Origin of the sequence: Achromobacter sp. B7, from assembly GCF_003600685.1 — a bacterium.
Lineage (GTDB): Bacteria > Pseudomonadota > Gammaproteobacteria > Burkholderiales > Burkholderiaceae_B > Achromobacter > Achromobacter spanius_B.
In genome coordinates this window covers 4,898,583-4,910,247 of the sequence record NZ_CP032084.1, presented here as the reverse complement: position 1 = coordinate 4,910,247, position 11,665 = coordinate 4,898,583, and the positions used below count along the sequence as shown (strand labels likewise).

The following is an 11,665-nucleotide window of genomic DNA, read 5'->3' as shown; positions in this document are numbered from 1 at the left end:
GCGGCGTCAGTCAGGCGCGCTTGAATAGCAGATGCCGTGGTCTTCACATTGCGGGCATCCGGGCGCGGCCGACGGCGGCAGGCCAGCATGCTCGCAGGCCGAATAGGCCAGGAATTTTTTCCAGCGCAGGTTGCGCGTATTGCGCATCACCAGGCCCGGGTAATGGCGCGCCAGCAGAAAGGTGACATCTTCGCGGCCGGCCAGACCCAGGTCGCGCCACAGGTGGTCGGGCCGCAGGCAGGCGTGCGCCAGCACGCCGGTGACCCAGGCCGTGGTGCCCAGGTCGGGGGCGCGATAGGCCTCAAGCAACACGCGCATCAGCAAGGTGAAGCCGGGTTGCGGATCGCCCCGGCCGTGGACCGCGTACACGGCGTATTGCTCGACAAACGCGGCCAGCCGGGCGTCTTCGGATTGCAGCGCGCCCGGAAAAAGATGGTCCGTCAGGTCCGCGATCTCGTCCGGGCTCAGGCCGCTGCGCGCCAGATCGTGGTGCGCCAGGCTGGTACCGATGACGGTGGCGAAAAAGCCGGCGTCGGGATGGCCGGGTGGCGCGTGGTGCAAGAGGGCGCGCGCGAACCGCTGCACCGACACGGAAATGTCGGCCTGGGCGGGGGAAGAAGTCAGCACAGCGTCCATGGCGGGGGTAGCGGTAATCGCTAAAGTAATTCTGATGTTAATGAAGTCGTTATGTTGCGAAATATATATCGAAAGCCATGACAGGCCGGCGATATTGTGGACAAAATGGTCTCAGGACATACCCGAACGGTGCAGACGCCAAGTGATCAATAAGACGCACTTGCCCAGAGGCAAAGTGGCGCTCGCGAGTATCATCGGCGTCCTTGCACTTTCCGGGTTTCCCCTAGCATGCCGAGCCGCTTCCGTCCCGCTGTTTCCCGATTGTTTGGCGCCGTCCTGATCGCGCTGGCGGGCCTGTCGGCAGCGCCGCCACCGGCCGCCGCCTACGACATCGGTGCGGTCATCGACGCCGTGCGCCTGTCGCGCTATCCGCTGCGCGACCCGGAACGCCGCGTCTGGGGAGCAGAAAACGTAAAGGACGCGGTACTGGTCGGGCAGATGGAAAACCGGCTCTATCTGTATCGGTATTTGCGGCCGGACGCCAAGACATTCAGCCTGGAATTTCGGTCCCAGCCGCTGGTGATCGATTCTTCCAGATGGAGCGCATCTCGACAGGAAAACGTGGTGGTCCGGTCACCGCGCAACGGGGAAACCCTGTACTGGGTAGGCGTGTCCTATAACGGTGATGACGACTCGCAAGCCCAGGGCTTCCTGGTCGACGCAAGCGGCGTGGCCGCGTCGGTGCTGGCCGATGCCAGGCTGGCCGTGGTAACGGCCGACCGCCCCTGGACAGATGAACGCCGCGCGCAGGCCCTGGCCACGCTGCGGCCCGCCCTGACCGACTATCCCGTACGCATGAAGGCGTTTCCGGCCGACCTGCGGTTTGAATACCGCGCGCCGGTGGACGTGACCGCTACCTTCCGCACGCTGCATCAAGTGGCGCGCGCCATCCCGCGCGCCAAGACGGCGGAGTTCAACCGCGCGTTGGCCGACCTGCGCCGTTTTGTCATGGAACAGGACCCCCGCGAAATTGACCCCAACAATGAAGACGCCGAGATGCTGACGGCGCTGAACGACTACGGGTTCTGGCTGGCCGAATCCGGCGACACCGAACAGGCCGATCGCATTTTGTCCGAGGTCTTGCGGCGTGATCCGGCGCGCACGGCAGCCTATCTGAACCGTGCCGATGCGCGCTGGAGACAAAGCACCAAAGCGCGCGACCGGCGCGACTATTTCGAAGCGCTTGCGCGCGAGGACTACCGCCTGTATTGCTCGCGCCGGCTGGCGGCCAACGACGCCATTCCCGCCAACATCGCCGCCCGCATCAGCGCGGCGCTGAAGGAAACGGCGCCGCTTGACGCAAAGAGCTGCCGGCCCCGCCTGGCGATCTTCAAGGCGATCCAGGCCGAAGATCTGGACGCGGTGCGCGCCGAATTGGCGGCCGGCCAGAACCCGAACGGCGAGAACGAACACGGCCGGTCCGCGCTGGCGGTGGCCGTCTCGCAAAAGCAGCTGGACATTGTGCGGGCGCTGTTGGCGGCGGGGGCGCGTGCCGATGGGCCAAACAATGGCTATGTGCTGCTGGCGTCCGCGTTGCCCGACGCCCGCGACACCCGCCCGGCCGAGCAGCGCTATGCGCTGGCCGACGCGCTGATCGCGGCGGGCGCGCCGCTGGATGTGCCGGACTCCAGCGGCATGCCATTGCTGATGCGCCGCGTGTCGTATTCCAGCGAAGACAAGGAAACGCTTAGCTACCTGCTGGCCAAGGGCGCCAACCCGAACGCGCACGACAAAAGCGGCCGGTCGGTGCTGCACGCCGCGATGCAAAGCCCCAAGACCTTGTGGTTTGCGGAGGCGCTGCTGGCCAAGGGCGCCGACATCAACGCGGCCTATGTGCGCATGTACTACGGCAATCGCGGTATGTGGGAAACGCCCTTGCTGGAAGCGCTGCGCGACGCTATCAGCGGCGAGTTCACCCCGACGGTGGTGTATCCGATTCCTGAACGGTTGCGCTTTGCGCTGGCGCACGGGGCGGACCCGGCCGTGGGCGGCTACAGCGCGAACAAGACGCCGGATCGCAACGGCATGGACGAGGCGCTGGCGCTGGCCGCGCGCACGATGCAGCCGACGCTGGTCGACCTGCTGGCACAAGCGGCCAAGCCGCCGTATCAAGCACTGACGCCGGAGCCGCTGTCGCGCCTGTTGGGCGTGTGGAATCAACTGGAGATCCGCGCGGCCATCAAGCAGAACAGCCCCGACTGGGACGGCCAGCGCGCCAAGCTGCGCGCCACCGCCGACCGCTTGCTGGCCGCCGGCGTGCCGTTGACGCGCCCGGACGACGCCACGGGCATCGCCAACAACAACATCGCGCCGCTTGGGCTGCCCTGGCTGCCTGACGACCTGTATCAACAATGGCTGGAAAAGGGCGCCAACGCGTCGGACAGAAGCGACCCGAACACGCGCATCGATGGCGTTGCGGATGCCGATGCGCTGCCGCTGGTGATCATGCTGCGCGCGGGCAACGAGGCCAAGGCCAGGATGCTGATAGACCACGACGCCGGCCTGTATCGCACCCAGTGGCGCTGCGGCATGGCGGTAGCCGATGTGCTGGCGTGGCAGCTGGGCAATAGCGGCCCGATCAGCCCGACGGGCGCACGCGCGGTGCGGCAGGTCTTGGAAGGGGCGCAAGGCGCGGCCAGTTGCGACTTGAACCAGACGTCGCGCGTACAGCCGTTCGTGGGAATCAGCGCCCGCGACCTGGCCGCGCGCGCCAACGTGACGCTGGCGGTAAAGGCGCCCCAACCCCGGTAGCCAGGGCGCCCGAGCCTCGGTAGCCAGGGCGCTGCCGCCGCCGGTCTGCATTTTCCACGCCGCACTTTCAAAACAAAACAGGCGCCCGAAGGCGCCTGTTTTTTTGCGTGAACGCTGACGGGCAGCGTCATCGGCAAACCGTTCTTACATGGCGTGGCCCATGTTGACGTTCATGTTGTACAGCACCCATGCCGACCCGCCGACGATGATGGCGATGATCATCACGGTGAAGACGAACGCGGCCAGGTTGTCGCGTGCCGACTTCGACGCGCCCATGTGCAGGAAGTACACCAGTTGCACCAGCAACTGGAGCACGCACAGGGCAACGACGCCGACGATGGTGATGGTGTGCGACAGCGCGCCGTGCATCACCAGGCCGAACGAGCCGAAGGTGAGCAGCAACGAAAGCACGAAACCGATGATGTAGGACTTCAGGCTGCCGTGGTCGGCGGCGTGATCGTCGTGGCCGTGTGCGGCCGCAGCGGAGTGCGACATCAGATGGCTCCCATGAGATAGACGAAGGTGAAGACGCAGATCCAGACGATGTCCAGGAAGTGCCAGAACAAGCTCAGGCACGCCAGACGACGCTTGTTGATCGAGTCCAGGCCATGGCGGCGGATCATGTCCAGCAGGACGATGATCCAGATCAGGCCGAAGGTGACGTGCAGGCCGTGCGTACCGATCAGCGTGAAGAACGCCGACAGGTAAGCGCTGCGGCCCGGGCCGGCGCCTTCCGTGATCAGGTGATGGAATTCCCAGACTTCCATCGCGATAAAGCCCGCGCCGAACAGGAACGTGACCATCAACCAGCCCATTGCGCGGGACTTGTTGTTGGCGTGCACGTTCAGGTTGGCCATGCCGAAGGTGAAGCTGGAGAACAACAGCAACAGCGTTTCGACCAGCACGAACTTCAGGTCGAACAATTCCTTGCCCGTGGGGCCGCCCGCGGTGGCGTTGGACAACACCGCGAACGTGGCGAACAGCACCGAAAAGATCAGCAAGTCGCTCATCAGATAGACCCAGAAACCGAAAACGGTCTTGGATCCATCGTCATGATGCGCGTGATCGTCGTGACCCGCGTGGGGGTGAGTGGCTACGGCTTGAATCATGGCTCAGGCGGCCTTTTGCATTTTGTCAAAGTGAGCGTTTTCGATGCGTTCGACTTCCGCGGCCGGGACCCAGTAATCGACGTCGCGGTCGTAGGCACGGGCGATGAACGAACCGATCATGCCGACGAAACCAGCGGCGGCGAGCCACCAGATGTGCCAGATCAGCGCAAAGCACATGACCAGGCCGAACAAGCCGATGTAGACGCCAGCGCCGGTGTTCTTCGGCATGTGGATGTCTTCGTACTTGGCCGGGCGCTTGTAGGCCTTGCCGCTTTGCTTGTCTTCCCAGAACTGGTCCAGCTCATCAACGTGAGGAACGTGGGCAAAGTTGTAGAAAGGAGCGGGCGACGAAATCGACCATTCCAGGGTGCGGCCATCCCAGGGATCGCCAGTGACGTCCTGGTTTTGCTTGCGTTGGCGTACCGACACGAACACTTGCTGCAACAGGAACCAGATGCCCAGCATGATCAGCGCGGCGCCAGCCAGCGCGACCAGCAGGTACGGCTGCCATTCCGGGTTGTCGTAGTGGTTTAGGCGACGCGTCATGCCCTTGAAGCCCAGGATGTACAGGGGCATGAAGGCCATGAAGAAACCGACGAACCAGCAGTAGAACGAGTAGCGGCCCAGGCGCTCGTTCAGCGTGAAGCCGAACGCCTTCGGGAACCAGTAGGTCATGCCCGCGATACAACCGAACACCACGCCACCGATGATGGTGTTGTGGAAGTGGGCGATCAGGAACAAGCTGTTGTGCAGCACGAAGGACACGCCGGGGATGGCCAGCATCACGCCGGTCATGCCGCCGATGACGAAGACGATCATGAAGCCCAGCGTCCACAGCACCGGCGTCGTGATGCGCAGGCGGCCGCGGTAGATGGTGAACAGCCAGTTGAAAATCTTCGCGCCCGTCGGGATCGAGATAATCATTGTCGCAATGCCGAAGAAGGCATTGACGTTGGCCCCCGCACCCATGGTGAAGAAGTGGTGCAGCCAGACCAGGAACGACAGCACGCCGATGGCGGCCGTGGCGTAGACCATGGACTTGTAGCCGAACAGCGTCTTGCGGGCAAAGGTGGCAACCACTTCCGAATACACGCCAAACGCCGGCAGCACCAGGATGTAGACCTCGGGGTGACCCCAGATCCAGATCAGGTTCACGTACATCATGACGTTGCCGCCCATGTCGTTCGTGAAGAAGTGCGTGCCCAGGTAGCGGTCCATCGTCAAGAGCGCCAGCGTGGCGGCCAGGACGGGGAAGGCGGCGACGATCAGCACGTTGGTGACCAGCGAGGTCCACGTGAAAATCGGCATCTTCATCAGGCTCATGCCCGGTGCGCGCATGCGCAGGATGGTCACGATGAAGTTAATACCGCTAAGCGTTGTGCCCAACCCGGATATCTGGAGCGCCCAGATGTAGTAGTCCACCCCGACGCTTGGGCTGTAATCCAGCCCTGACAGCGGCGGATAGGCAAGCCAGCCGGTCGCGGCGAATTCGCCCACGAACAGCGAGATCATCATCAGCGCGACGCCGGCGCCGAACAGCCAGAAGCTCAGCGAGTTCAGGAACGGGTAAGCCACGTCGCGGGCGCCGATCTGCAACGGCACCACGATGTTCATCAGCCCGGTAATGAAGGGCATCGCCATGAAGAAAATCATGATGACGCCGTGGGCGGTGAAAATCTGGTCGTAGTGGTGCGGTGGCAGGAAGCCGGCCGAGTCGGCGGAGGCTACCGCCAGCTGCGTACGCATCATGATGGCGTCGGCAAAGCCGCGCAACAACATGATCAGCGCGACGATGATGTACATCACGCCGATGCGCTTGTGGTCGACGGAGGTCAACCATTCCGTCCAGAGGTACTTCCACTTGCCGAAGTAAGTGATGGCGCCGAAGACCGCTAGGCCTCCCAGGCACACGGCGGCCAGCGTAACCATGACGATAGGTTCATGGTACGGAATGGCCTCGAGGGTGAGTTTCCCGAGCATTGTTAGTTAATTCCTGCGATCAGATTGTTCGACGTGGACGTGCACGTGGCGGAGTCCACACCGGCCATCTTGGACATCGTGCTGCCCAAGACGAAATCAAACATGGCGGGAGGCGCCGACGAATACTTGACCACCGGGTTGCGTTCGCTGCGCTTGGTCAGCTCTGCGTAGACCTCGGGGGTCAGGGCCGTGGGCGAAGCCTTGGCTTCCTTGACCCAGTTGTCGAACCCTTCTTGCGACGTGGCGATGGCCTTGAAGCGCATGCCGGAGAAACCGGCGCCGCTGTAGTTGGCCGAGATGCCGGCGTACGTACCGGCTTCGCGCGCATTCAGGTGCAACTTCGTTTCCATGCCGGCCATCGAGTAGATCTGGCTACCCAGTTGGGGAATGAAGAACGAATTCATCACCGAGGCCGACGTGATGCGGAAGTTAACCGGAACGTCCACGGGGAACGCGATCTCGTTGACCGTGGCGATGTCGTAGTCGGGGTAGATGAACAGCCACTTCCAATCCAGCGACACCACCTCGATGGTGACGGGCTTGTGTTCGGATACGAGCGGCTTGTAAGGGTCCAGCGCGTGCGTGGAGCGCCAGGTGATCACGGCAAGAATCGCCACGATGATACAAGGAACGGTCCAGACTACGACTTCAATCGCCGTGGAATGGGCCCACTTGGGCTGGTAGTCGGCTTTGGTATTGGATGCGCGGTATTTCCAGGCAAAAGCCACAATCATGAACAGTACTGGAATCACAACGATGAGCATGAGCCCGGTCGCCGTGAACAGCAAAGTCTTTTCTTGGGCGCCAATATCTCCCTTGGGGGAGAGGATTTCCATGTTGCAGCCGCCAAGCAGCATGACCGCGCCGACGCCAAAAATGCGCGTAAGGGTCGCAAGGAGGGGGTGTTTCACGTACAGCCTTGGATGGAAGGTGGGAAATGCTGCAAAGCAGCAGACTGGAATGCTGCCAAGCAGCAACGTCCATCCTATCGGCTTGATATCCATCAAGCATGCGACACATGGTCGCATTGCCTGGGAGGAATCTGTCCCGAAGGGGCCAGATTCAGGGTTTTCCTAGGGGCGCAGTCGTCCCGGAGGAGATGCAGGGGGTGCGACGATATGTCGCACCCGCACATGAGGTGTTGTAAAGATGTGTCGCACCCGCACAAATCAGTCGACGAGGACTTTGCGTTCCGGCCCCGGTTTTTTTGCCAGCTTGCGCTGGAGCGACCGGCGGTGCATGCCCAAGAGGCGCGCCGCCGCCGAAACATTACCGCCGGTTTCGTGCAGGGCCTGATGGATGTGCTCCCATTCTAGGCGGTGCAACGGTGTCATGGTCGTTTCGATCGTAACGGATTCTGGCTTCACCAAACCCAGCGTGCGCAGGATCATCGGCGCGGTGGCGGGCTTGGGCAGGTAGTCGTCCGCGCCGCGCTTGATGGCCTCGACGGCGGTGGCCACGCTGGCGTAACCGGTGACCAGCAGGATGCGCATGTCGGGCCGCAGCGCGCGCAAGGGGCGGATCAGCGTCAGGCCGGAGTCCTCGCCCAGGCGCAGGTCCACCAGCGCGAAGGCCGGGCGGATTTCCTCGGCCACGCGCAGGGCCTCGGCGATGCCGGTGGCGGTTCGGGTTTCCAGGCCGCGACGCGACAGGCTGCGCTGCAAGGTGCGCACGTACAACTCGTCGTCGTCGATCAGAAGGCCAAGGTCGGTAGGGTTCATCACTTCAAGTTCCGGGGTTGCCCAGGGGCAGGTAAAAGCGGATGCGGGTGCCTCCCCCAACGGCGGCGGTCATGGTCATTTCGCCACCCAGCTGTTCCACGGTGGCATGCGACAGGGCCAGGCCGACGCCCAACCCTCCCGGCTTGCCGCTGTTGAACAGGCTGGTTGCGGGCAGCAGGGTCTGGTCGGGGTCGAAGCCCCGGCCGTAATCCCGCACTTCGCCACGCAGGGCGCCATAGCCATATTCCAGATGCAAATCCACGCGCGGCGTGTCGGCCGCCTCGCCGGCGTCCGCCGCGTTGTTCAACAGCGCCTGCAACAGGTGCGCAATCGCCGGGTCCACCCGCAGGCTGGGGGGCAACGAGCCCGAACGGTTCAGGTCGATCGTCGGGCGGATCAGCCGCCATTGACCCACCACGCGCACCAGGTCCACGGCGGTTGGGACAGCCAGATTGCGGATGCGTTCCCGGCAAAGGGCCAGTAATTGACTCAGGGTGGACACGTCTTCGCGCAGGTCGTCGTCTTTGACCTCGGCGGCGATTTCGTCGGCCAGCAGGGTCATGGTGGCCAGCGGGGTGTTCAGTTCGTGGGCCATGGCGGCGGCGTGGGTGGCCAGGGCCACGATGCCTTCGTTGCGCGTGAAGCGTTCGCGCAGGCGGGCCAGCTCGCGCTCGCGGGCGCGCAGGTCGGAAGCCAGGCGGGTGGAAAACACCAGCACGACCACCACCGAAATCAGGAAGTTGGCGCCCAGGCCCCACAGCAGCAGGGTGTGCGTATCGACGTCGCCGCGCAGGGGCTGGCCGAAGATGGCCGCCGCCGCATAGCCTGAAATACCCGCCAGCGCCGCGGCCAATGCCCAGTTGCGCGGCAGCGCCAGGGCGGCCAGCGCGGTCAGGATCAGGAACATCATGCCGAACGGATTGCTGATGCCGCCGCTCCAGCCGATCATCCAGGACAGCGCGGCCATGTCCACCAGCAAATGGCCGAACGCCGTGGCGTGGGACAGGTCGCGGGGATGGCGCAGCCGCAGGCTGGCGTAGGCGTTAAAGCCGATCAGGACACCGACGCCGATCCACAGGGGCTCCAGCGGCAGGGCAAGGCCCAGCACGCTGCTGGCCAGCAGGATGGTGGCGGCTTGGCCGGCGATGGCGAGCCAGCGCAGGCTGCAAAGGGTACGCAGGAATGAAAAGGCGGAACTACCGGGCATATCCAGACACAGAGTTGCCGGCGGGCCCGCCGGCGGGTCAAGCGCCCGGCGGCGCGGAACGCAGGCATCCGGCGCGCGGCGTAGAAAGCCGGCTGCCGCCGGCCCTGGAGACAGGCGCCGACGGTGGATGTGCTGGCATTGTATGGCGATTCAGCGGCCGACGCTGACGGCGGGGTGACATGTGCGTCCCCAATAAAGCCGGGCGTCGTCCGTACCGCTATATATAGAGCGTCAATCGCCGTGCATCGCGCCTCAGTGGCCGTGCTTGGCGGGCGCCTCGCCGGCCTTCGCGTTCAGCGCGCGGGCTTCAACCGACACCGGCACGCGGTGTTGTTGCTGCTTGGCGTCTTCCACGATCAGGGTCACGTCGATGTGGTCGCCGGGGGTGATCTGGCGGGCCAGGTCGATGAGCATGACGTGATAGCCGCCGGGCTTCAGGTCCACCGGCTGGCCGGCGGGCAAGGCGATGGCGGGGACCTGGCGCATTTTCATGACGTCGTCCTGCATTGCCATTTCGTGCACTTCCACGTGCTTGGCGGCGTCCGACTCCACGGCGATCAGGCGGCCGGCCTCGGGCGAGGTCAGGCGCATGAAGACGCCCGTGGCGTGCTGGTTGGGCACGGTGGCGCGCACCCAGGCGTCTTCGACTTTCACGGTGGCGTTGCTTGTCGCGTTGGTGGCGTTGCTTGTCGCGTTGGTGGCATTGGTGGCGCCGGTCGCCTTGCTGGCGTCGGCGGCATGGGCGGTGGCGGCAACGCCGGCCAGCACGGACAGGGACAGGGCGGTGGCAAACGTGCGAAGCGAAAAGTTCTTCATGATGGGGTCTCTTCTTTTAAGAATTTATATAGATTTCCCGGCCTTCCAACCGGGGTCGTCTTGCAAAGCGCGGCCTTACAACACCGTGCGCAGGTCTTGCACGCATTCGGCGGCGGACTGCGCATGGCGCAGGGCGATACGCAGCTTGCCCTTGGCGTCAATCACATAGGTCAGCGCGGTGTGGTCCATGGTGTAGGACGAGCCGGTCGGCACCTTCTGATAGAACACCTTGAAGGACTGGGCGGCGGCGCGCGTCTGTTCGGCGGTGCCGCGCAGGCCCACAAAGCCGGGGTCGAAGGCGCTGGTGTATGCGCCCAGGATTTCTGGCGTGTCGCGTTCCGGGTCCACGGTGATGAACAGCACGCGCAGCTTGTCGGCGTCGGCGCCCAGCAGATCCTTGATCTCCAGGGCGCGGGTCAGCGCCGTGGGGCAGATGTCGGGGCATTGGGTAAAGCCGAAGAACAGCAGGATGGGGTGGCCGCGGTAGTCGGCCAGGGTGCGCGATTGGCCGTTGACGTCCTGCAATTGGAAGTCGCCCGTGGGCATGCCGGACAGGTCCATGCCCAGCAGCTTGGGGGCGTCCGGCCCGCAGCCGGCCAAGGTCAAGGCCGCAAGGGGCAGGCAAGACAGCAGCAGGCGACGGCGGGAGTCGGGGGCCAGGCCGAGGTGGCGAGAGGACGCGTCGGCGGCCGCGAGGCCGGATGTGCCGGGAGATGCAACGGAGAGCGCAACAGAAGGCGCCGCGCCATGGGGCGCGCGCGAGAAGGGGAAACGCATGTAAACCTCGAAGATGGTCGTGTCGGCGGGGCGCGCGGCAATTAGCCGCGCGAACCAGGCGGGATCAGACCAGCGAGGGTGGGGCGCGCGACCCTAGCGGCGGGCCGTGCGCGGCCAGCGGGGGCAGCGCCCGGTACGCAATCGCGGGCGGGGCCGGGCGGCCCGTGGGCACGACGATTGGGGATACGGTGGGCGTGGGCGCGGGCGCCACGTGCGCCAGCAGGCCGAAGGGACATTGCGCGCCGGTCTCAGTGGCGTCGTGCCGCGCCGAGCCGTCGTTGCGGGGCGATTCCAGTTTGAGGTCCAGCGTGGACAGCTCGCCTGCTGCGGAGCAGAACGTGACTTCGAAGCGGCCTTCGTGCAAGGCGCGCGTGTCCGGCATGTACCCGGTGGGCACCAACGCGCGCAGCGTCAGCGCCAAAAGCGCCAGCCACAACACAACCCGGGCGCGCGTGGCGCCCGAGAAGCGTAAGAGGCGGGACATTTCGGACATAGCGGGCATTCTAGTCGATGGCTGCGCGGACCATCGGGCGTGGCGGGGGCGTGGCCGAGCGCGCCAGGGCATGGGCATGTGCCCGCTTGCGACCACGGCGCGCCCCTGCACCATCGCGCCGCCACCGGCCGTTTAAAAATCTTGGTACCCTTGAACGCAGTTGCGCCATCCCGAC

Annotated in this window: 11 protein-coding genes; 1 reads left to right on the top strand and 10 read right to left on the bottom strand. The window is 64.6% G+C overall.

What is annotated here, in order from left to right; translation table 11 throughout:
- Window positions 1-6 precede the first annotated feature (6 nt).
- The gene (locus DVB37_RS22280) at window positions 7-636 is read right to left on the bottom strand and encodes a nitrogen fixation protein NifQ (protein ID WP_120156794.1); all 630 of its coding nucleotides are present in this window, start codon (window positions 634-636) and stop codon (window positions 7-9) included.
- Window positions 637-864: 228 nt separating this feature from the next.
- On the opposite strand from DVB37_RS22280, the gene DVB37_RS22275 reads away from it, so the two are divergent.
- Entirely contained in the window at window positions 865-3,387 is a 2,523-nt protein-coding gene (locus DVB37_RS22275; RefSeq protein WP_240433958.1) for an ankyrin repeat domain-containing protein, read from the top strand.
- Between the two features lie 144 nt (window positions 3,388-3,531).
- Here the strand turns inward: DVB37_RS22275 and cyoD are convergent, their stop codons facing one another.
- The 9 genes from cyoD to DVB37_RS22230 all read right to left on the bottom strand — a co-directional run bounded on the left by cyoD (window position 3,532) and on the right by DVB37_RS22230 (window position 11,490).
- Entirely contained in the window at window positions 3,532-3,882 is a 351-nt protein-coding gene (gene cyoD / locus DVB37_RS22270) for a cytochrome o ubiquinol oxidase subunit IV (protein ID WP_046805162.1), read from the bottom strand.
- Window positions 3,882-4,496 carry a cytochrome o ubiquinol oxidase subunit III gene (cyoC, locus tag DVB37_RS22265; protein ID WP_006222595.1) on the bottom strand — a complete coding sequence of 205 codons (615 nt, stop codon included), beginning with the start codon at window positions 4,494-4,496 and terminating at the stop codon, window positions 3,882-3,884. The genes cyoD and cyoC overlap by 1 nt, the downstream gene beginning before the upstream one ends.
- A gap of 3 nt (window positions 4,497-4,499) precedes the next feature.
- Window positions 4,500-6,476: a cytochrome o ubiquinol oxidase subunit I gene (gene cyoB, locus DVB37_RS22260; RefSeq protein ID WP_046805163.1), complete on the bottom strand. Its 1,977-nt coding sequence runs from the start codon at window positions 6,474-6,476 to the stop codon at window positions 4,500-4,502.
- 2 nt (window positions 6,477-6,478) lie between these two features.
- The gene (gene cyoA, locus DVB37_RS22255; RefSeq protein WP_046805243.1) at window positions 6,479-7,387 is read right to left on the bottom strand and encodes a ubiquinol oxidase subunit II; all 909 of its coding nucleotides are present in this window, start codon (window positions 7,385-7,387) and stop codon (window positions 6,479-6,481) included.
- Window positions 7,388-7,645: 258 nt separating this feature from the next.
- The gene (locus DVB37_RS22250; protein WP_120156792.1) at window positions 7,646-8,197 is read right to left on the bottom strand and encodes a response regulator transcription factor; all 552 of its coding nucleotides are present in this window, start codon (window positions 8,195-8,197) and stop codon (window positions 7,646-7,648) included.
- Between the two features lie 4 nt (window positions 8,198-8,201).
- Window positions 8,202-9,404 carry an ATP-binding protein gene (locus tag DVB37_RS22245; protein ID WP_104145612.1) on the bottom strand — a complete coding sequence of 401 codons (1,203 nt, stop codon included), beginning with the start codon at window positions 9,402-9,404 and terminating at the stop codon, window positions 8,202-8,204.
- Window positions 9,405-9,656: 252 nt separating this feature from the next.
- Window positions 9,657-10,220: a copper chaperone PCu(A)C gene (locus tag DVB37_RS22240; RefSeq protein WP_104145611.1), complete on the bottom strand. Its 564-nt coding sequence runs from the start codon at window positions 10,218-10,220 to the stop codon at window positions 9,657-9,659.
- Window positions 10,221-10,295: 75 nt separating this feature from the next.
- Window positions 10,296-10,997 (bottom strand): SCO family protein, encoded by a 702-nt coding sequence (locus DVB37_RS22235; RefSeq protein WP_104145610.1) that lies wholly within the window; start codon window positions 10,995-10,997, stop codon window positions 10,296-10,298.
- 64 nt (window positions 10,998-11,061) lie between these two features.
- Window positions 11,062-11,490 (bottom strand): DUF2946 family protein, encoded by a 429-nt coding sequence (locus DVB37_RS22230; RefSeq protein WP_104145609.1) that lies wholly within the window; start codon window positions 11,488-11,490, stop codon window positions 11,062-11,064.
- Between the last annotated feature and the right edge of the window lie 175 nt (window positions 11,491-11,665).

Bases quoted from the DNA above. Each gene is read 5' to 3' on its own strand.
- DVB37_RS22280 (WP_120156794.1), bottom strand. From the start codon at position 636: ATGGACGCTGTGCTGACTTCTTCCCCCGCCCAGGCCGACATTTCCGTG.
- DVB37_RS22275 (WP_240433958.1), top strand. From the start codon at position 865: ATGCCGAGCCGCTTCCGTCCCGCTGTTTCCCGATTGTTTGGCGCCGTC.
- cyoD (WP_046805162.1), bottom strand. From the start codon at position 3,882: ATGTCGCACTCCGCTGCGGCCGCACACGGCCACGACGATCACGCCGCC.
- cyoC (WP_006222595.1), bottom strand. From the start codon at position 4,496: ATGATTCAAGCCGTAGCCACTCACCCCCACGCGGGTCACGACGATCAC.
- cyoB (WP_046805163.1), bottom strand. From the start codon at position 6,476: ATGCTCGGGAAACTCACCCTCGAGGCCATTCCGTACCATGAACCTATC.
- DVB37_RS22250 (WP_120156792.1), bottom strand. From the start codon at position 8,197: ATGAACCCTACCGACCTTGGCCTTCTGATCGACGACGACGAGTTGTAC.
- DVB37_RS22245 (WP_104145612.1), bottom strand. From the start codon at position 9,404: ATGCCCGGTAGTTCCGCCTTTTCATTCCTGCGTACCCTTTGCAGCCTG.
- DVB37_RS22240 (WP_104145611.1), bottom strand. From the start codon at position 10,220: ATGAAGAACTTTTCGCTTCGCACGTTTGCCACCGCCCTGTCCCTGTCC.
- DVB37_RS22235 (WP_104145610.1), bottom strand. From the start codon at position 10,997: ATGCGTTTCCCCTTCTCGCGCGCGCCCCATGGCGCGGCGCCTTCTGTT.
- DVB37_RS22230 (WP_104145609.1), bottom strand. From the start codon at position 11,490: ATGTCCGAAATGTCCCGCCTCTTACGCTTCTCGGGCGCCACGCGCGCC.